Source organism: Gemmatimonadota bacterium, assembly GCA_041390125.1.
Taxonomy (GTDB): domain Bacteria; phylum Gemmatimonadota; class Gemmatimonadetes; order Longimicrobiales; family Gaopeijiaceae; genus JAGQIF01.
Genome location: JAWKQN010000020.1, coordinates 63,942 through 84,394, shown reverse-complemented (window position 1 = coordinate 84,394; position 20,453 = coordinate 63,942). Strand labels below are relative to the sequence as shown.

The 20,453-nt window shown below is 72.3% G+C and carries 14 protein-coding genes; 5 read left to right on the top strand and 9 right to left on the bottom strand.

Annotated features, from left to right (window positions below):
- Both R3E98_18990 and R3E98_18985 read left to right on the top strand, forming a co-directional pair.
- On the top strand, window positions 1–409 hold a 409-nt coding region (locus tag R3E98_18990), incomplete at its 5' end, for a cytochrome c oxidase subunit 3 (GenBank protein MEZ4425492.1).
- Window positions 409–657, top strand: coding sequence for a hypothetical protein (locus tag R3E98_18985; GenBank protein MEZ4425491.1), 249 nt, complete (start codon window positions 409–411; stop codon window positions 655–657). The genes R3E98_18990 and R3E98_18985, both read left to right, overlap by 1 nt.
- Window positions 658–798: 141 nt before the next feature.
- Here R3E98_18985 and R3E98_18980 read toward each other — a convergent pair whose 3' ends face one another.
- The 5 genes from R3E98_18980 to R3E98_18960 form a co-directional block, all read right to left on the bottom strand.
- Window positions 799–3,057, bottom strand: coding sequence for an ankyrin repeat domain-containing protein (locus tag R3E98_18980; protein MEZ4425490.1), 2,259 nt, complete (start codon window positions 3,055–3,057; stop codon window positions 799–801).
- A gap of 11 nt (window positions 3,058–3,068) precedes the next feature.
- Window positions 3,069–4,454, bottom strand: a complete 1,386-nt coding sequence (locus R3E98_18975; GenBank protein MEZ4425489.1) for a DUF1552 domain-containing protein — start codon at window positions 4,452–4,454, stop codon at window positions 3,069–3,071.
- 35 nt (window positions 4,455–4,489) lie between these two features.
- Window positions 4,490–6,910 carry a DUF1592 domain-containing protein gene (locus tag R3E98_18970; GenBank protein MEZ4425488.1) on the bottom strand — a complete coding sequence of 807 codons (2,421 nt, stop codon included), beginning with the start codon at window positions 6,908–6,910 and terminating at the stop codon, window positions 4,490–4,492.
- A 151-nt stretch (window positions 6,911–7,061) separates the two neighbouring features.
- Window positions 7,062–7,601, bottom strand: a complete 540-nt coding sequence (locus R3E98_18965; GenBank protein ID MEZ4425487.1) for a hypothetical protein — start codon at window positions 7,599–7,601, stop codon at window positions 7,062–7,064.
- A gap of 134 nt (window positions 7,602–7,735) precedes the next feature.
- Window positions 7,736–8,911 carry a membrane dipeptidase gene (locus tag R3E98_18960; GenBank protein ID MEZ4425486.1) on the bottom strand — a complete coding sequence of 392 codons (1,176 nt, stop codon included), beginning with the start codon at window positions 8,909–8,911 and terminating at the stop codon, window positions 7,736–7,738.
- Window positions 8,912–9,144: 233 nt separating this feature from the next.
- Here R3E98_18960 and R3E98_18955 point away from each other — a divergent pair, with 233 nt between their 5' ends.
- A complete protein-coding gene (locus tag R3E98_18955) occupies window positions 9,145–10,734 on the top strand; it encodes an FMN-binding glutamate synthase family protein (protein MEZ4425485.1) in 1,590 nt (529 codons plus the stop codon).
- A 146-nt stretch (window positions 10,735–10,880) separates the two neighbouring features.
- On the opposite strand, the gene R3E98_18950 is transcribed toward R3E98_18955, so the two are convergent.
- Entirely contained in the window at window positions 10,881–11,474 is a 594-nt protein-coding gene (locus R3E98_18950) for a class I SAM-dependent methyltransferase (protein ID MEZ4425484.1), read from the bottom strand.
- A gap of 170 nt (window positions 11,475–11,644) precedes the next feature.
- On the opposite strand from R3E98_18950, the gene R3E98_18945 reads away from it, so the two are divergent.
- Both R3E98_18945 and R3E98_18940 read left to right on the top strand, forming a co-directional pair.
- Window positions 11,645–11,998: a PadR family transcriptional regulator gene (locus R3E98_18945; protein MEZ4425483.1), complete on the top strand. Its 354-nt coding sequence runs from the start codon at window positions 11,645–11,647 to the stop codon at window positions 11,996–11,998.
- Entirely contained in the window at window positions 11,995–14,718 is a 2,724-nt protein-coding gene (locus R3E98_18940; protein MEZ4425482.1) for an ABC transporter permease, read from the top strand. The genes R3E98_18945 and R3E98_18940 overlap by 4 nt, the downstream gene beginning before the upstream one ends.
- A 44-nt stretch (window positions 14,719–14,762) precedes the next feature.
- Here the strand turns inward: R3E98_18940 and R3E98_18935 are convergent, their stop codons facing one another.
- From R3E98_18935 to R3E98_18925, 3 genes are all read right to left on the bottom strand, one after another.
- Window positions 14,763–17,402, bottom strand: a complete 2,640-nt coding sequence (locus R3E98_18935; protein ID MEZ4425481.1) for a DUF5916 domain-containing protein — start codon at window positions 17,400–17,402, stop codon at window positions 14,763–14,765.
- 120 nt (window positions 17,403–17,522) lie between these two features.
- Complete coding sequence (locus R3E98_18930; protein MEZ4425480.1) at window positions 17,523–20,036, bottom strand: M56 family metallopeptidase; 2,514 nt, start codon at window positions 20,034–20,036, stop codon at window positions 17,523–17,525.
- A complete protein-coding gene (locus R3E98_18925; protein MEZ4425479.1) occupies window positions 20,033–20,416 on the bottom strand; it encodes a BlaI/MecI/CopY family transcriptional regulator in 384 nt (127 codons plus the stop codon). Before R3E98_18925 ends, R3E98_18930 begins: the two co-directional genes overlap by 4 nt.
- Window positions 20,417–20,453: the final 37 nt, after the last annotated feature.

Below are 20,453 nucleotides of genomic sequence, written 5' to 3'. Positions count from 1 at the left end.
GCCGCGTCTCCCGTTCGAGGAGACCGCCATCAACACGGCGGCGCTGCTGGTGTCGGGGCTGGTCCTGGGCTTCGCCCACTTCGCCTACAAGAAGCGGCCCGCCCAGGCGTTGGTGCCGCTCGCCGTTTCGGTCCTGCTGGGGCTGTTCTTCGTGGGCTTCCAGGGCGTGGAGTGGGTCGGGTTGATCCGCGAGGGGCTGACCATGACCTCCCACCCGTATGGGGCCTTCTTCTACCTCATCGTGGGAGCCCACGCCCTGCACGCCGTGGCGGCCATCGCCTGCCTGGGCTGGGCCTGGAACCGCCTGCGCCGCGGGACCTTGAACAAGGACCAGTTCGTCACGGTGCAGATCTTCTGGTACTTTGTGGTGTTGCTCTGGCCGTTCCTCTACGTGCAGGTGTACCTCTGATGCGCCGACTCTGGCCCGCTCTGGTCGCCATCGCTCTGATCGCGCTGCTTCCGGACGTCGCGCACGCCTGCCCGGTCTGCTTCGACGCCAGCGACGAGAACCGCCGGGCGTTCCTCGCCACGGCCATCCTCCTCACCATCCTGCCCTTCGGCATCCTGGGCGGGACGGGTTGGTGGATCCGGAAACGGGTCCGCCAGATCGACGAGGACGTGGGGCCGATCGAGGACGACGGGCGTCCCGAGCCCTAGGACGAATCACCGCCCGAAGGCCAGGCGGAGGTCGCATTCCGGGGGGACAGGCCCTACGCCCACACCCCTCCTCTTCCCGCCCTCAACCCGCTGCGACGAAGCGGGATCCGGATTCGGGGGCCGCTCCGGCCGGCGGGACGCTCAGCAGGACACGCAGGTGTGGTTGTTGGTCGCCCCCAGGCGCTCCAGCAGCTCGACCGTCTCCGGGAAGGGCTGCACCCGCTCGATGGGCCCGTTGGCCATGTCCGCCGTGGTCTGCCCTTTCCGGCTCACCACGGTGACGTCCGCCCCGTGGTCCACGAGATACTGGACCACCGCGTTGTCACCTCGGGAGGCGGCGTGGTGCAACGCCGTGTAGGCATTGGCGTCCCGCACGTTCACGTCCGCCCCGCACTCCTCCACCAGGAAGCGCACGGCCGCCAGCCAGTTGTCCGGCACGTGGCGGTGGGCGTTGCCCGCGAACGACTGGCCGTACCCCACGCCCGAGGCGGCGTGGATCGGGAAGATCGCAGGGCCACCCACCGGCACCGGCGGCACCCCGGAATGGTCCTCCTCCTCGTCCTCCGGATCCTCCCCCGGGGCGGAGCCCTCCCCTTCGGCGTTGGCCGGTGCCGGCGGCGCGGCCACCGGTAGCCCTTCGGCATTGGCCGGGGTGGCCGCCACCGCCGCGCTGTCGCCCCCCGCCACCACGGCGTCGCCGGTTCCGATCGAGTCGGCTGCGGCCGTGGAGTCGGCCACCTCGTCCTCCTCGTCCGCTTGCGCCCGGCGTCGACGCTCCGGCGGCTTGGTGGTCGGGATGTCGGGATCGGCCCCGTAGGCCTTGAGGAGGCGCATGGCGTCCACGTCCAGGGCGTAGGCGGCCCGCCAGAACGGGGTGGCACCCTGGAGGTTGATGCCGCTCCCGCCCAGCACCGAGAAGGTGTACTCCATGTACCACAGGTGGGTCGTCAGGCGGGCGTTGGGATCCGCGCCCGCCTCCAACAAGGCCCTCATGACGTCCAGGTGGGTCGCGCGCTGCTGCTGGTGCTCGGTCGGGTGGGCGTAGGAGGCGCGCGGCGCCCACGTGCGCTCCAGGACGGCGAACAGCGGTGTGGTGCCGGCCGTCGAGGCCAGGGTGGGATCGGCGCCCCGCTCGAGCAGCAGGAGGGCCAGGTCGAACTGCCCGTTCACGGCCGCCATCAACAGGGGCGTGGTGCCGTCCCCCACGCTCGGGCGGTCCAGGTCCGCGCCGCCCTCGAGCAGGGCCAGGGCGGCCGCGGTGTGCCCTTGGCGCACGGCGTGGTGGAGCGGCGTGAGCCCTCCCCATCCGCCCACGAGCTGGGCGTACGTGAGCGGGCGGGGCTCCTCCGCGGCGGCCGTGTCCGGCATCCCGGCCGAGTCCGCCGGGGGGGCCCCCTCGGCGTCGGTCGGCCCCTCCCGGGGGTCCGACCCGGACGGCGCGTCCGCGGCCTCCTCCGGGCCGCCCGCGGGGGCGGCGCTGGCCCGGGCGCTGTCGGCGCTGGCGCTGTCCCCCGCGGCCAGGCTGTCCGGCCCGGCCAGGCTGTCCGCCGCCGCGCTGTCCGGCGCCGACGGCTTGTCGTCGTCGGCCGGGTCGGGCACGTCCGGCCAGCGCCGCTGCACCTCGCGGTACACCTCCAGCGCCGCCTGGACCTGGGCCGGGGTGGGCTGCCAGTCGGTGCCGCCTCCCTCCCGCTCCTTGAACTCGGCCAGCACCTGTCGCAGCCGTCGTTCGGCGGCGCGGTCGGCGGCCTCCCATTCCACCACGTCCACCGGGACGGACGCCAGGTCGGGGTCGGCCCCCGCCGCGAGGAGCGCGTGGATGACGTCCACCCGATTGCGCGCGGCCGCGAAGATCAGCGGGGTCTGACCCCACGCACCCTCACGGACGTCGACCGTGACTCCGGCCTCCAGGAGGGCCTCCACGGCGTCCGGGTCGCCCGCGCCCGCCGCCAGGTGCAGCGGCTGCGTGCCGCCCGTGGTGGTGCGGGCCTGGGCGGAGGCGCCCGCGCGCAGGAGGACCCGCACCAGGGTGGGATCCCCGCGTCCGGCCGCGACGTGCAGCGGGGTATAGCGCCCGATGCGCGTGCCGGCGTCCACGTCGGCACCCGCGTACAGGAGGACGGCCGCCATCGCGGAGTCCCCCCGTTCGGCCGCCCAGTGCAGGGCCGTCATCCCGTCCCCCTGCGCGGCATTGACGTCGGCGCCGTCCCGCAGCAGGAGCCGCAACCGCTCCAGGTCTCCCACGGCCGCGGCGTCGGCCACGGGCGTGTCCGGCGCCACCAGGCCGAGGAGCCCCAACATCAGCGCCAGGCCCAGGACGGATCGGCGCGTCCCACGGGCGCGGCGCGATCTCGACACCGGCGTGGTGGAGGCGACAGTCCGGACGGGAACGGGGATCATCGCCGGTCTCCTCAGACGCTCCAGGAGAACTCGGCGGTGCTGTCGCCGAAGGCGGGCAGGTCGTCGTGCCCCAGGCGGTGCAGGAGCGAGACGAAGACGTTGGCCATGGGCGTGCCGTCCGGCGCCTGGATGTGCATCCCGCCGCGGTGCTCGCCGTTGGCCCCGCCGAAGACCACGAGGGGACAGCGGCGGTGGTTGTGCACGTTCGCGTCGCCCATGGGCGATCCCCAAAGCACCAGGGACTGGTCCAGCAAACTGGACTCCCCGTCCGTGGTGGCCTGCAGCCGCTCCAGGAAATAGGCGAGCTGGCCCACCCGGAACTGGCAGATGGTGTTGAACTCGAGGATGCTCTTCTCCTTCCCGCCGTGGTGGGAGGCGGGATGGAAGGCCTTGTCGGAGCCGCTCTCCGGAAACGTCCGGTTGGAGGCGTCGCGCCCGGTCTTGAAGGACACGGTGCGCGTCACGTCCGTCTGGAAGGCGAGCACCTGCAGATCGAACATCAAGCGCATGTGCTCGGTGAACGAATCCGGCACGCCCGGAGGCGCGTCCGGCAGCTCACGCGGCTCTCCGCTCGTGTTCTGGCTCTCGACCCTCTGGATGCGCCGTTCGATCTCGCGCACGCTCTCCAGGTACTGATCCACGCGGCGGCGATCCTCGGCGCCGAGGTCACGCTTCATGTCGGAGATCTCCCCGGCCACCCAGTCCAGGATGCTCCGGTGCGTGCGCCGCCGGAGCGCGCGCTCCTCGGCCGAGCCTCCGGCTCCGAACAGCAGGTCGAAGGCGGTCCGGGGGCTCCGGATCATGGGTAGCGGCGTGGTCGGCGACGCCCAGCTGATCGAATCCGTGTACGAGCAGGAGTAGTTGTAGTCGCAGCCCCCGCCCTTGTCCGTGCTCTCGATGCAGAGCTGGAGGGAGGGCAGCACCGTCTCCTGGCCGAAGCGCTGGGCGTGCAGCTGATCGATGGACGTCCCGCAGAAGATGTCGGAGCCCTGCGTCTGCTTGGGATGGGACTGCGTCAGGAACACCGCGCTGGAGCGGAAGTGGTCTCCTCCCACCTCCTCGGCGTCGAACGCCTCCGCCATGCGCACGTCGGTGTTGCTGATGATGGTCATGGACTCGCGCCACGGCTCCAGCCCCTTCAGGACGTTCTGGGGCGACAGCGTGTAGTCCCGGCCCACGGTCTCCGGCGCGAACAGGTGCTGGGTGGCGCCCCATTCGTTGCAGCCGGCTACACCGTGCACCTCTTCGATGCAGATGAAGCGGGTGGGCGCGGCCGCACGCCCGCGGGCGTGCAGCCCGGCCGGCGTCATGGCGTCGAGCAGGGGCAGGGCCAGCGTGGCTCCGGCACCCTTGAGGAACGTACGCCGGGGAAGGCTCTTCCCGGTGAGGATGTTCATCGCTGGTCGCGTGCTCCTGTGGCTGGACCGCGCGCTCAGCGCGGCCGCTCGTCGGTGGTGGCGACGGGCCCCGACGCCTGCTTCATCCGGAACGCGTCACTGGTGACGATCCCGAGGATGAAGGACGACATCCGGTAGTCCTGGCGCGCGGCCTCGGCGGCGATGGCGCGCACGGCGGGCTGATCCGGCGCCTCCACCCTGCGCCCGATCGCGTACGCCATCAGGTTCTCGGTGAAGTTGCGGGCCAGGGGGATGGGCCGGGACAGCAGCGCGTCGGAGAGGTCCCCGGCGCTGGCGATCTCCGTACCATCGTAGAACGTGCCACGGGTGTCGACCGGCGCGCCGTTCTCGCGGATCCGCGCCCGGCCGGTGACGTCGAAGTTGTCCAGCGCGAGCCCGATGGGGTCGATCACCGAGTGGCAGGACGAGCACGAGGGATTGGCGCGGTGCAGCTCCATGCGCTGACGCGTGCTCAGGATCTCTCCCGCCTCGCTGTCTTTCGTCTCCTCGAGGTCCGGCACGCCGGGCGGCGGAGGCGGCGGCGGAGCACCCAGCAGGACCTCCATGATCCACTTCCCACGGAGCACCGGGGACGTGCGGTTCCCCAGCGACGTCTGCACCAGCACGCTGCCGTGACCCAGCACGCCGGGTCGCTCGCGAGCCGGCATCTGCACCAGGCGGAACTCGTCGCCCACGACGCCGGGCACACCGTAGTGCCGCGCGAGACGCTCGTTCAGGAACGTGTAGTCGGCACTGTACAGCTCCAGGAGGCTGCGGTCCGTCCGCACCAGATGGTCGAAGAAGCGCAGCGTCTCCTCGCGCATCGCGTCGCCGAGCTGACGGCTGTAGTTCGGGAACCAGAAGGCGTCCGGCTGCACCTTGTCGAGGTCCTGCAGCCGCAGCCACAGGGAGGCGAAGCGGGTCGACAGCGCGCTGGAGCGCGGGTCGGCCAGCATCCGGCGCGCCTCCGCCTCGAGCACCGCCGGATCCGTCAGCCGACCCGAGCGCGCGAGCTCCTGCAAGGGGCCGTCCGGCTGCGTGCCCCACAGGAAGAAGGACAGGCGCGCAGCCAGATCGGGGCCGGACAGCGGATAGATCGCGCCCGGCGCCGCGTCGCGGGGCTGGCGCTCCACCCGGAACAGGAAGTGCGGGCTGACCAGGAGCGCCTCGAGCGCGGTCCGGACGCCCGCCTCGAAGCCCCCGTCCTCGGCCCCGAGCGCGTAGAAGCGCATCAGGTCGTCCACGTCGTCGGCGGTCGCTTCCCGACCGTAGGCCGCGCTCGCCAGCCGCCGCACGATGGAGGTCGCACACGGTTCCTCCTCCGCCGGCTCCGTGGGCCGACAGGAGAACACGCGTTGCCGTGACGGCGTCTCGGACACCCCGACGGGGTCGAACGGACCCTCCACCGTCATACTGACGATGTGCGGGAGCGAGGTGGTGCCGTAGCTCGCCTCGGTGCCGGTCAGCGACCAGTCGTTGGGCCGGATCAGGTCCTCGTAGGGACCGTCCATGCGCCGCACGAAGGCGGCGGTCAGCCGATGCTCGCCGGAGCGCAGGAAGAGCGGCTCCGTCTCGATGGGGAACTGCTTGCGGCCCTGGAAGTCGATGTCGCCGCCATAGCGCAGGAGCGCCACGCGCTCCCCGTCCACGGAGATGTCGATGTCGTGGAAGCGCTCTCCCCATCCCGACATGAACCCCAGCGAGACCGTGTACTGCCCGTCCGCCGGGAAGGCGTGCAGCACGCTGAGGCCGCCGCGGGTGCCGAACGGAGCGCCCTCGACGCGCTCCCATTCGTGCTGGGAGACCAACGGTGGGTTCGCATACGTCACCGTGGTCGGCGGGGCGTTCTCCTGGCCGAGCGCGCGACGCGCCACCTCGGACGCCGCCGTCAGGTAGGCGTCCATGAGGGTGGGCGAGATGGTCTGGGCGTCGGCGATGTTGTCGAAGCCCTCGCTGATCGGATCGGCGGGAAGCCATTCGCCGGGATCCACGGTGATGTCCAGCAGCTCGCCCACGAGGCGTGCGTACTCGGCGCGGTTGAGGCGCTGGAAGGGGCGGGTGCCGGGGGCGAGGCGTGCGGCGGCCGCGGCGTCGACGACCTGCTCCAGCGTGGCCGCGAGCGCCTGGAGCGAGTCCGCACCCGGGCGATCGGCGCCCTGCGGAGGCATCATGCCGGCGCGCAGCTTCCGGATCATGCGCTCCGCCGTCTCGTACTGGACGTCGGCCCGGCCGACCTCGAAGTCGGCCAGGGTGAGGTTGCCGCTCCGGCGCCGCTCGTTGTGGCAGCGCTGGCAATACCGCTCCACCAGGTCGTCGGAGTCTTCCGGACCGAGCAGGCGCTCCGGCTCCGCGGCGTGCGCCGGCCCGGCCCAGGCGGGCGGGGGCACGGGAACGCTGCCCCGTGTCGCCGCCAGCAGGACGCCGCCCGTCAGGACGGCGGTCGCCAGACCTTTCATCACACCCCCGGTTCCGGTCGGAAGCCCAATCCTTGAAGATGCCCGACCCGACCGGACGTCGCCAGTCTGACGCGCGCGGACGCCTCGTCCGGTCAGGGAGACGAGACCCCGGTCTGGAGGCCTCCCCGGAGCCGGGGAGGCCTCCGCCCGCTCAGGGGGTGCCGCCGAGCTGCAGGCGGTAGCCGGCGCTCAGGTAGAGGCTGGACCCGTCTCCGAGGAGCAGACCCACCTGCCCGAACGGACGGCTGCCCATGGGATCGCCGCCCAGGAAGCCTCCGGCACCGAAGTCGAACGCGAAGTCGGTCATGGTCTCGCGGCCGAGGTTGTTCACCTCGCTCGACGAGCGGCGCAAGGCCAGGCCGCCGCGGACGAACGGCGCGAAGGAGTCGCCACCGAACGCCCACACCAGGTCGCCGTTCACGCCCCAGAGGGACGCGTCCACGTTGATGCCGCCCACGTCCTCGCCCAGGAACGGGTACCAGTCGAACCCGGGCACGAAGAACAGCTCCCCTGCGCCGAGGCTCTGCTCCAGCGGCACCCAGGCGTCGGCGCCGACGAACAGCTCCTCGGCGTCGACATCGATGCCCGCGAGCGGCGAGAACCCCCACGGGCGTCCCGCTGCACACCCCGCCAGCGAGGACCCCGACGCGATCAGGAGGATGCCGAGTCGTACAATCCGCGTTCCCCTCACAGGCCCACCTTGTTGAGCGTCCGATGACTGCGACAGAAAAACCATAGATCTCCGGCTCTGGACCGACAACGGGGGCCGCCGGTCACAGCAGGGGCGGAGCAGCGGTGCGCGTCGCGCCGGACGTGAGCCGCCGCTCACACGGTGGGCCACACCTCGCGGAACAGACGATTGAAATTACCGCCCAGGATCTTCTCGATCCGGCTCCAGGGATGGCCGCGCCCGCGCAGCAGCGCCGCCAGCTTCCGGAACTGATCCGGGCCCTGCAGGTCGGGGATCATGGGGACCACGTCCGCCGATTCGCCCGTCGCACCGATGCCGGCGGCCGCGCGCTGCCGGATCTCCTCGCGGATCACGGCGCGATACGCCTCCATGTCGTCCACCTGCGTGGTCCCGCCGTCCGTGCCGATGCCCACGTGGTCCTCGCCGCAGACGTCGACGGCGTGCTCGATGTGGCGCACCACGTCTTCGGCGCGGGCCTGTCCGTCGGGGTGCAGGAACGGCATGAAGTAGATGCCGGCCACTCCGCCCTTGTCCGCCAGCCGGCGCAGCTCCTCGTCCGTCTTGTTGCGGGGCAGGTCGGTCAGCGCCCGGCAGCCCGTGTGGGTGATCGCGATCGGGCCGGGGGACGCGGCGATGGCGTCCAGGCAGGTGCGCTCGCCGGAATGGCTCAGGTCCACGAGGAGGCGGTTCGTGTGCAGCCGGGCGAGCACCTCGCGCCCGAAGTCGGTCAAGCCACGGTTGCCCACCTCCATGGAGCCGTCTCCGATCTGGTTGCGCGGGTTGTAGGTCAGCTGGACGATGCGCACCCCCAGGTCCGCGAACAGATCGACGCGCTCCACCCGCTCGCCCACCATGGCGGCGTTCTGGAATCCGAAGATGATCCCCACCCGCCCTTCCCGCTGTGCGGCGGTGATGTCGTCGGCCGTCCAGACCTTCCGTAGCTCCGGGTGCCGGCGCACGATGGCCTCCCACACGCCGATCTGCTCCACGGTGTACTCGAACGGCTCCATCGGACCCGAGACGTAGCCCAGGGTGACGTTCAGGGCCGTGGTGCCCGAGGCGACCGCGTCGCGCAGGGCGCGGGGGTCGAGCGCCCGGGCCGACGCTTCGGGATCGGGCCCGAGCCCGGCGGCGGTGTCCCCGACCGTGCGCAGGTTGGGGTTGGAGATGCCGCCCAGCGCGTTGATGACGAGCGTGCCCTCGAGCGAAGGCAGGGCCTGGGCGGCGGCCAGCGCGTCGGGCCAGGGACGGAAGGAGGCCGTCCCCGCCAGGACGGCGGAGCGGACCAGGAAATCGCGGCGGTTCACCATGACGGCGGCTCGGGGGCTGGAGGTCCGGCCAACTGAAGGCGGGCGGGGCCGCGCCGCCAGTGCGGGTCAGCCGCGCCCGCGCCGGCCTGGCACGCGCGCGCGGGCTGCACACCGCGCCGCGCGCCGCTGTCGCGCCGGTCAAGCCGAGGCCCCCGCGCGCCGACACTCCGGAGGGAAGACGTCCGGGCGCCCGCGGTGGCGGCCGGACCCACCCCTACGCGCGAGGCGCTGCCATGTGGATCCTGCTCACGGTCGTCGGCGTGCTGCTGGTCGTGGCGATCCACGACATGACGCAGACGCGCCATGCGATCCGCCGCAACTTCCCCATCATCGGGCATTTCCGATACTGGTTGGAGGCGGTGGGGCCGGAGCTGCGGCAGTACATCGTCACCTCCAACACGGAGGAGCGTCCGTTCTCGCGGGCGCAGCGCCGCTGGGTGTACGCATCGGCCAAGGGCCAGAACAACTACTTCGGCTTCGGCACGGACGAGCGGGTCGAGGACGATCCCAACTTCCTGATCATCAAGCACGCCGCGCTCGGCGATCCCGACGCGGACGCCCTGGCGGCGCACGACGGCCCGGGTGCGCACCACTACTGGATCCCGGCCGCCAAGGTGCTGGGGGGTCCGCGGGGACGCGCCCGCGCCTTCCGCCCCGACTCGGCCGTGTACGTGTCGGGGATGAGCTTCGGGGCGCTCTCGGCACGGGCCGTCGAGGCCATCAATCGCGGCTCGGCGTTGGCGGGTTGCCTGCACAACACCGGGGAAGGCGGTGTGGGCCCGCACCACGACCACGGTGCCGACCTCATCTGGCAGCTCGGCACGGGCTACTTCGGCGCACGCGACGAGCTGGGCCGCTTCAGCGAGGCACGCCTCCTCGAGCGCATGGACGAGCATCGGGTGCGCGCCATCGAAATCAAGCTGAGCCAGGGCGCAAAGCCCGGCCTGGGCGGCGTGCTGCCGGCCGCCAAGGTGTCCGAGGAGATCGCCCGCATCCGGGGGGTGCCCGCTGGCCAGGACTGTGTGAGCCCGGCGCGCCACTCGGCGTTCAAGGACGCCGACTCCATGTTGGACTTCGTGGAGCGGATCGCGGAGCGGACCGGTGTGCCCGTGGGCATCAAGGCCGCGGTCGGAGACCTCGTGTTCTGGCGTGAGCTGGCGGACCTCATGGCGCGGGGAGACCGCGGGGTGGACTTCATCACCGTCGACGGCGGTGAGGGCGGCACCGGCGCGGCGCCGCTGGTCTTCGCGGACCACGTGGCGCTGCCGTTCAAGCTCGGCTTCTCGCGCGTGTATCGCACCTTCGTCGAAGCCGGAGTGGCGGACCGGGTGACCTGGGTGGGCTCGGGCAAGCTCGGCTTCCCCGAGACCGCGCTGCTGGGCTTCGCGCTCGGATGCGACATGATCGCCGTGGCGCGCGAAGCCATGCTCTCGATCGGGTGCATCCAGGCGCAACGCTGCCACACGGGGCACTGTCCCGCGGGGGTGGCCACGCAGAGCGCGTGGCTCATGCGCGGGCTCGATCCGACGGACAAGGCGGCGCGGCTCGCCAACTACATCGTGACGTTGCGCAAGGAGCTGCTGTGGCTCAGCCGCACGTGTGGCGTAGCCCATCCCGGCCTGGTGACCGGCGATCACCTCGAGCTGCTCGACGGCCACTTCGGTGCGAAGACGGTCGATACCGTGTTCGGCTACGAGCGGGGCTGGGGGCTACCGGCGCCGGACGACCGCACCCGGCTGCTCGGGCTGCTGCGCGGCGGAGACCCCGCGGGCGAACGCGGCTACCTGGGCCACGAAGGCGACGCGGCCCGCCGCAGCGCCTGATCGGCAACATTGTTCCGGAAGGCCTGCCGGCCTTCCCCCCCCACCGCGCACGCGGGTGGATCGGGAGTCGTCACCCGCCACCCCGTGCGCGGACGCCGGAACGGCCGCATCCGCCTCGGCGGGGGATGCGGCTGCTTGCCTTCCGCCTACCCCTCCTTCATCGCGACCGCCTGCACCACCGCCGAGAGGCCCGAGTGCCGCTCGCCCTCGATGACCTCGCGCTCCAGCTCGGCCAGATGGAGGAAGCGCAGACCCTGAAGCTCAGCCTCCAGGTCCGAGGCCGAGACCAGCAGATCGACGTCCGGTGGGCCTCCGGTGCCGTAGCGGAGCTGGTCCGGCGTGTAGGCCTCGAGCAGGAAGACGCCGCCCGGGGCCAGTCCACGCACGACGCGGCGGAGGACATCGACGCGCAGGGCGCGTGGCAGGTGGCAGAAGATGGAGACGATGCCGTCCCAGCTCGCCGTGCCGAGGTCGAAGTCGGCAAGGTCGGCGTGGATCCAGGTCCCGGTCACGCCCCGGGCCTGCGCCAGGGCCCGCGCCTTCCGCACGCCCACCGCGGAAGCGTCCACACCGGTGAGGGCGTAGCCGCGTTCGGCCAGGAACACGCCATTGCGACCCTCCCCGTCGCCCAGGCTCAGCACTCGCCCACCCGCGGGAATCCGCGCCACCTGCTCGCGCAGGAAGTCGTTGGGCTCGGTGCCGTAGAACCAGCCGTCCTCGCTGTACCGTTCGTCCCACATCCGCTTCCCGCTCCTGATCGCGCCCGGGCTGCCGTCCGGCCCTCGCGCGGACGCCACGGGGAGAGTGCGGGACCCCGCTCCGGTCCGCCACCGGATCCGCCCGCCCCGTCCTGAAACCCGCCTGCACTCCGGTACGTCTGTATCTATATCGATCGATACAGATACCCTGGATGCCGGAGACGTCCGTGCCCGACCTGCTCAAGCCGCAGTGGTTCCAGATCCTGCTGGCCCTGTCGCGGGGTCCGCTCCACGGCGCCGCCATCATGGAGGAGGTGCTGGAACGGACGGACGGCGCCATGAAGCTCTGGCCGGCCACCCTGTACGGCTCGCTCCGGGACCTGGAGGAGGCCGGCTGGATCGAGGAAGCCGACGCCGATGATCCGCCGCAGCCGGGCGGCAGACGCAACGTGCACGCGCTGACGGCGGAGGGCCGCGCCGTCCTCATCGCGGAGCTGGAGCGGCTGGAGGCCACGCTGGACGTCGCCCGCCGCCGGCGGCTGCTGGATTCCAGGGAGGCGGTGTGAGGCGGTTCCTGGAGCGCCTCTGGGACCTCCTGCTGCGCCTGCACCCGCCCGCGTTCCGCGCCCGCTTCGGCGCCGACATGCGCGGGGTGTGGCGGCGCGAGCTGGACCGGGCGCAGGCGGAAGGCACGGGTGCGCTGCTCGCCGCGGGTGCGCGCGGGCTGCTGGACCTCGCCGCGGGAGGCGTGCGGCAGCGCTGGAAGGGAGACCTGCGGGCCCGCCGGCCCGCCGGAGAACACAAGCCCACGGGAGGCCGGGACGTGATCGGGAACTGGGGACGGGATCTCAAGCTGGCGCTGCGCGGTCTGCGGCACGCGCCCGCGTTCACACTGATCGCGGCGGGCTCCCTGGCGATCGGCATCGCGGCCAATACCACGGTGTTCAGCGCCGCCAACGCATTGCTGTTCCGTCCGCTGCCGGGGGTGGCCAACTACGACCGGGTCGTGGAGCTGGGTCGCGCGCAGGATGGAGGGGGCTTCGACACCTTCGCGTATCCGGACTACGTCGACCTGCGCGATCAGATCACGGCGCTGGCCAGCACCTCCGCGTTCAGCTTCGAGCTGGTGAGCCTCTCGCAGGAGGCCGAAGGGGTGCGGGCGATCGCGTTCGCGGTGGAGCCCTCCTACTTCGCGCTCCTGGGTGCCCCGCCGCCGCGGGGACGCTACCTCGTGCCCGACGAGTCGGCCACGACGGGCGATCACCCGGTGGTGGTGCTCTCCCACCGCTACTGGCAGGACCGCCTGGGCGCCGATCCCGACGCGGTCGGCGCCACGCTGCACGTGAACCGCCACCCCTACACCATCGTGGGCATCGCGCCGGCGGACTTCCGTGGCCACATGGTGGGGATCGAGCCGGACGTCTTCATCCCGCTCAGCCAGGTTCCGTTGCTCGACGGGGGTACGGACGAGTTCAACCGCAGGAACGCGTCCTGGCACATGGCGATCGGCCTCCTGGCACCCGACGCCACCCTGGAGCTGCTGCGACAGCAGCTCGACGCGCTCACCGGGCGGCTGGCCACCGCCTACCCGGAGAGCAACGCGCGTCGCAGCTTCCGCGCAATGCCGCTGGGCCCCATCCCGGGCGCGGGGCGGGGCGGCGTGCGGCTGTTCCTCACCGCGTTGCTCGGGATGGTCGCGCTGATCCTCCTGGTCACGTGCACCAACGTCGCCGGCATGTACCTCGCGCGCGCCACGGCACGGGAGCGGGAGATGGGCGTCCGGCTCGCCCTGGGTGCGAGCCGCGCCCGCCTGATCCAGCAGCTCACGGTGGAGACCCTGGTGGTGTTCGCGGCGGGCGGCGGGCTGGGCGTCTTCCTGGCCGACCGCGCCCTGGCGTGGCTGCGCCCGGAAGCCCTGCCGGTCCCGGTCCCGGTGCGCCTCAGCCTCTCGCCCGATCCCCGCGTGCTCGCGTTCGCGGCTGCAGTGACCCTGCTCACGGGGCTCGTGTTCGGGTTGCTGCCCGCGCTGCGTTCCACGCGTGCGGGTCTGGCGACCGGCGCCCGCGGCGAAGGCCGAGGCGGCAGTCAGCGGGCCGGTCGGCTGCGCGTCGTGTTCGCTGCGGCGCAGGTGGGCTTCTCGCTCATCCTGCTCGTGGCCGCAGGCCTCTTCGTGCGCTCGTTGCAACGCGCTTCCGACATCGAGACCGGCTTCGAGGCGGAGGGCGCCTACGTCACCGCACTGGACCTGACGCTCGATGGCTACGACGAGCCTCGCGGCCGGGTCTTCCAGGCGCGCCTGCTGGAGGCGCTGCGCGGTCAGAGCTGGGTGGAGGATGCGGCGCTCGCGGCGGATCTCCCGCTCGACCTGTCCAGCTCCGGTACGGCCGTGATTCCCGAAGGCTGGACGCTCGCCGACGGCGACCGCGCGCCGTTCGCGACGGACTTCAACCGGGTGTCGGACGGCTATTTCGCGACGCTGCAGATGCCGGTACGGCAGGGGCGGCCGTTGCGCGCCTCCGACGTGGAGGGCGGCACGCGGGTCGTCGTCGTCACCGAGACGTTCGCGCGGGACGCCTGGCCGGATCGCGCGGCGGTCGGCCGCTTCGTGGACCTGCGCGTACGGGATGCGGACACGCTCGCGATCCAGCGCTGGGAGGTGGTGGGCGTGGTCGCGGACTCCAAGAACCAGCTCATCACCGACGACGCCGAGCCGTTCCTCTACTTCCCGCTCCCCCAGCGCTGGACGGCCGGGACGCAGGTGGTGGTGCGCTCGTCGTCCCCCCGCGACGCGGTGGTCCGCGGCGTGCGGGAGACCCTGCTCGGTCTCGATCCCAATCTCTCGCTGAGCCCCGTCACCTCGCTCGAGCAGTACACGTCGGTGGGGATCCTCCCCCAGCGCATCGCCGCCTGGCTCACCACCGGCCTGGGCGCCCTCGCGCTGCTGCTGTCCGGGCTCGGCATCTACGGCGTGGTGTCCTACTCGGTGGGGCTGCGCCGCCGCGAGATCGGCATCCGCATGGCCCTGGGCGCCGATCGGCGCGCCGTCGCGCTGCGCTTCCTCCGCGGCGGCTTCCTGCTCGCGCTGCCCGGGCTGATCATCGGCGGTGTGCTGTCCCTGTTCTTCTCGCGGCTGCTGCGCGCGCTGCTGCTGGACCTGAGCCCCTACGATCCGCTCGCGCTCGGCACCGTCAGCGCGCTCCTGCTGGGCATGGTGCTGCTGGCCGCCTGGATCCCGGCGCGCAGAGCCGCGCGGCTGGATCCGGCCGAGTCGCTCCGCGACGAATAGCCCGTCGAAGGGAGCACGGGCCGGGCGCGCCCGCAGCGGGTCGCTCAGCCCACCGGCAGCCAGTACGTCGCCTTCACCAGGAGCCGGTGCTCTCCGGGCGTGGTCACCGCGTCCCACAGGTCGTCCGCGCCCACACGGCTGCCTTCCGGGGTGCTGGAGAAGCGGTCCTGCTGCCAGACCAGATAGAGCGTGGAGCCCGGGCGCCACTCCCAGCGCAGGACGGCGTTGCTGCGGAAGGAGCGCACATTGAAGTCCCGCGCGGACAGCGTGAACGTCTCGTTCCCGTCCGTGATGGTGCGCGAGCCGTCCGATTGCACGGTGACGCCGGTCCCATCGGTCCCGTACGTGCGGAGCGCCCGGCTCCCGGCCTCCGGCAGCTCGCCATGGTCGAAGAAGCGGCCTGAGGCCGCGAACGGCTCGGCGTACAGCTCCACCGTCAGGTCGGGCCGCACCGCGTAGGCCGCGCGGATCTCGGCCAGGAACGTGGTCCGGTCGGTGGTCGCGAAGACGTAGCGCTCTCCGAAGGTGGCGGCCGGTCCGCCGGGAAGGCGAGCCACGTACTGGCGCGGATCGGTGCCGATCAGGTAGTTGGGCGCCACGGAGAGCTGCCAGCGCGGCCCGGGCCGCACCGACACCTGCCCGCTCAGACGCATCGTGCGCTCCCCCTGCTCGCTCTCGCCGAAGTAGATCCGCGCGTTCCAGCGGGTGTCGGACGCCGTGCTGCTGAGCAGTTGCGCGATCGTGACCCAGGCGCGACCGGTCCCCACCCGCGGGCCCCCGCGGCTCAGCGTGGGGGACTGCCCACGGAAGTCGCGCCAGGCGGTGACGTTGATGCGCCAGAAGTTGGCGAGCGTCAGGCGAGCGTCGCTGCGCAGCGCGCCGAAGGCGCGCACGCCGTCGAATGCCCAGGTGTTCTCCTGAGAGACGGACAGCGACCAGTTGCGCAACCACCGCCCGGGATCGGTGTCGCGGTACGTGAGCGTCGCGAACGCCGCGATCTCGTCCGCGTTGCCCAGGCTCCCGGCGTCGTTGGGCTCGTAGCCCGGGGATTCCCAGTATCCGTCGAGGCTCCACAGCCAGTGGCGTCCGCTGTTCTTGGCCACGCTGAGCGATCCGAAGTGTCCGCTCAGCGCCGTGCGCGTGGGATCGACCCGCACGTGCTCCTGATCCGGTCGCTGGAAGAAGTGCACCGGTGAGCGTTGGGTCCGCAGGAGCGCCGCGGCGCTTCCGTGCACGCGGGTATAGCCCGTCTGGCCGGAGACGGCGTACGTCCCACCCTGGAAGCGCAGGTTGAAGCGGCCCAGCGCTCCGATGGCGCTGCGGTGCAGGTAGTCGGCCAGCGGGTCCTCCTCCCCCAGCTCCCGGTGGACGCCCGTGAACACGACGGACGCGGTGGAGGCGTCCGCACCGAATTCCTGCTGCCCGGCCACCACGCCGGTCCACGTGCGCGGGGCCAGGCGCGCAGTCCCGAACCCCTCCTCCTCCGACCAGATGCGGGCGCGCTCCTCGTCCGTGACGGCCCCCAGCACGCCGAACGATGTGCCGCGTTCGAGCCGGCCCGTCAGCTTGGCCGCACCCAGGATCGTCGCCGTCTCGGGCGCATCCACGTAGTCCCCGCCCTGGGGCACGGCCGGGAGCCCGCCGATGCGGCGGGAATAGAACAGATTCCCGCCGTCGAAGAGCTGGCTTCCCTCCGTGAAGAAGGGGCGCCGCTCGGGAAAGAACACCTCGAACGCGGACAGATTCACGACCGCGGGGTCCGCCTCCACCTGTCCGAAGTCCGGATTGAACGTCGCGTCGAGCGTCACGTTCGGGCCCAGGCCCACCTTCAGATCGCCGCCCACGCGCACGCTGCCGCTCCGCGCCCCGGCGAAGGGATCGTCCGCGTCCGGCTCGGCCACGAGGCGCGCGTCGGACGCGACATAGGGCAGCAGCTCGACGCCGCGCGCCGGATCGATGTCGCGCAGGCCCTCCAGCGTGCCGAAGCGCGAGGCCCAGGCCTGCACGGAGCGCGGCACGGGCACCCAGTAGCTCCGCTCCTCCCGCTGCGGGATGGCACGCGCGAAGTTCACGCCCCAACGCTGATCGGCGGCGGGCGTGAAGCGGAGCTGGGAGAACGGGATGCGGATCTCCGCCGTCCACCCGTCCGCCTCCGTGCGCGTGCGGGCTTCCCACACCGGATCGAACGCCTCGTCGTAGGCGTCTTCGTCGTCCCGGTCGTGGTACCGATCGAAGCGGGTGCCGCCGGCGGTGACGCCGAACGTCACCGCCGTCCTGCGGTTCAGATACGTATCGAGCGAGATCAGGAACCAGTCCGCCTGCCCGAGCTCGTCGCGACGCCCCACCGGCGCGCGCACGATGTCGGGATCGCCCTCATGCATGCGCGCACCCACGTAGAGCGCCGAGGCGTCGTACACGATGCGGACCTCGGTGCGCGCGCTGGGCTCGGCTCCCTCGACGGGCTCCTTCTGCACGAACCCGTCGATGATCGGGGCGTCGCGCCAGGAGGCTTCGTCCAGGCGCCCGTCCAGCGTGATCGCGCCCCCGGGCACGGCGCGCGCCTCGGCGACCCGCCGGTCGGCGCCGCCGTCGCCCGCGGGCGCGCTCTGGGCCCCCGCGGATCCGGCCAGCGCCAGCAGGAGCGCGAGCGCGCTGGAGCAGTGTGCTGATTTTTTAGCATACATGGCGCGACGCTCCGGTCGTTCGGTGTCGGGATCGGGCGGGAGGCGAAGCGGGTCCGGTCGCGGAGCCTCGCCCAACGACCCCGCGCGGACGCCGGTCCGCGCGGGGGTCCGGTCAGGAGATCAGCGAGCGCGCACCACCGCTGCGAGGACGCGGTTGCGCTCGTACTCGGAGTCGATGCGCTCGGCCGAATCCACCACACGCTGCTCGAGGCGGTCGTCCAGCGAATCCACGCGTCGCACCAGGTCGAGCAGGACCTCGGCGCGCTCGAAGTCGGAGTCGATCGTGTCGATCCGATCGAGCAGGCGGTCGAGGTTGGCGTAGGAGATGTCTTCCTGCTGCAGCGCCGCGGTCAGGGCCCGACGCGCTTCGTAGTCGGAGTCCACCGATTGGATCACGTCCAGGAACGCCGTCAGGGTCGCCTCGTCCAGGGGCGTGTCGCGCACCAGCGCCAGCAACAGCTCGACCACCTCGTAGTCGGAGTCGATGTGCGAAGCGAGCTCGATCAGTAGCGCCGTCTCGTCCGGCGCCGCACCATCCACCAGGAAGGCCTCCAGCGTCCGACGCAGCTCGTAGTCCGAGTCGATCGTGCCCGCGGCCGCCAGGTAGGCCGCGCGCACCTGGGGCGTGCGCACGTCCTCCGGGATCGCACGCAGCAGCTCGGCCATCTCGTAGTCCGAATCGATGCGCTCGGCCGCGATCTGCAGGGCGGCTCGAGCGGCACGCGCATCCGCCGCGTCGGACTGGAGCAGCGCCGTCAGGTACCGGCGCGCCGTGTAGCCGGAGCGGATCCGCCCGACCTCGGCCAGCACGGCCTCCACGCCACCGCGCTCCAGCAGGCGCTCCACCCGCGCTTCGACGTCCAGACCCGTCACGCGCAGGATCTCGGGCACCACCTGCTGCAGCCAACCGGCGGCCTCGGTGGCCGGACGCTCCTCCCCGTCCAGTCGGTAGACCCGCGAGAGGCGGCCGCTGCGGTCGGCGTCGATCCGGATCTCGTGCGTGACGCCGAGTCCCGACTGCTCGAGCTCGAAGCGTCCGCCCGGCGTCAGCGCGGCGATGTCGTCCTCGGCGTCCGTGAAGGTGACCTCACCGCGCACGTCCAGGATCCACTGGCATTCGCGCGTCGACCAGTTGGCCTTCAGGCCGTCGTCGTTGACGTTGATCATGTCGCTCCGGATCCGGTGATCCGGGTCCAGGCACACATCGGCCTCCTGCGTGTGCGGCAGCGCGAGGCCGACCAGCCGGTCCTGGAGGTCCCGGAGATCGACCTGGGTCCGGCCCAGCTCGGCGCGCACGTCCCACGCGAAGCCGCTCCCGGCAGGCGGCACGGGCGCCACGGCGGACACCGCGGGGACCGGGGGCACCGGCGGGATGGGCGGCAGCGGAGGCAGCTCCGAGACCGCGAAGACCATGGGCTCGACCGGTGCGCTCTGCCGCATGGCCAGGGCGGAGACCGGCAGCGCGAAGCCCATCAGGACGATCACGACCGCCAGCACGTCGAAGCGGGACGCGCCCCGGCGCTGCCGCGCCGGGTCGAGGATCGCTTCGACCCGACCGCCGAGCTGGCTGGTGCGCGCCATGGCGAGCGCGGCCGCGGGCAGGCGGTGGACGGAGGGCAGCTCCCGCGCCACCGCCACCAGCCCCGCAGCATAGTCGCTGGGACGGGTGCCGACCCGCAGCACCAGGTCGTCGGCCGCCTGCTCGCTCTCCAGGCGCATGCGGCCCAGCGCGTACCAGGCCAGCGGGTTGGGCCAGTGCAGCGCGGCCGCGAGCCGTCCGAGCAGGTGCAGCGGCTGGTCGGCCCGCGCCACGTGTGCCAGCTCGTGCAGGAGGGCCTGGCGGAGACGCGCATCGTTCCAGGAAGCCGCCGCGGCCGGCAACACCACCACCGGGCGCCGCCACCCCCACGTCATGGGAACGGGGACATCTGCGCTCTCCAGCAGGCGCACCGGCCGCATCACGCCGGCTTCCTCGCAGGCCTCGTCCAGCAGGCGCTCCCATCGCACACCGGCCAGGGGTCGGCTCCGCTGCTCGATGCGCAGCACCCGCGCCAGGCCGAACAGGGTCAGGCCGCCGAGCACCCCGGCGCCCGCCCCCCACAGCGCGACGAGCGCCCATCCCAGGCCGGCGGCCCAGGACACACCGGTGACGCGCGCATCGACGGCCCAGGTCCCACCGGAAGCCAGGACGTCGAGGGGGAGCGGCTCGACCGCCGCGGCCGACTCGACGCCCGTCGGAGCCGGCAGCCGCGGAGTCGGGGCCGCGGCGACGGATCCCGAGCCCTCTCGCGCGTACTCCAGCTCCACCGGGGAGCCGGCGACGACGGGCGCCACCGGCGGCACCTCCTCCACCGTGAGCACCGGCACGGTCTCGACGTCGAAGCCGACGGTGGGGATCAGGTCCGGCAACGCGTGCCAGCGGGGGAGCACCACTCCCAGCACGGGCAGCGCCACCATGGCCAGCAGGCCCACGGTCCACACGACGTGTCGCACGGCGGCGGAGCTGCGTCCCTCCAGCAGCCGGGCGACGCCCGCCGTGGCGCCGAGCACCAGCACCCCCTTCACCGCGGCCAGCAGCAACACAGCGGCGATCGCCGGGCCCGCGCCCATCAGCATCCCCATCCCGTCCATCATCGTCCCTCCCGGCGAGCCCGGTCGATGAGCGTCGACAGCCGCTCCAGTTCGTCCTCGTCCAACGAACCCGCTGAACGATCCAACAGCGCCGCCACCGCCTTCTCGGTCGAGCCTTCGAAGAACGTCTCCAGCACCCGCGTCAACGCCTGATCGCGCGCCTGCGTGCGCGGCACGGTGGCGCGGTAGACGTAGCGGGGCCCGTCCTGACGATGCTCGAGGTGACCCTTCTCCTCCAGGATCCGCAGCAGCGCCCGCACCGCCGAGTAGCTCGGCGGATCCGGCAGCTCCTCCAACACGTCGCTGACCGCCACCTCGCGGCGGCGGAAGACGATGTCCATGATCTGCCGCTCGCGGCGGCTCAACGGAAGCTCTTCGGTCATGGGGCCCTCGGCTGGCCGGGTCGGACGAGGATGCCGT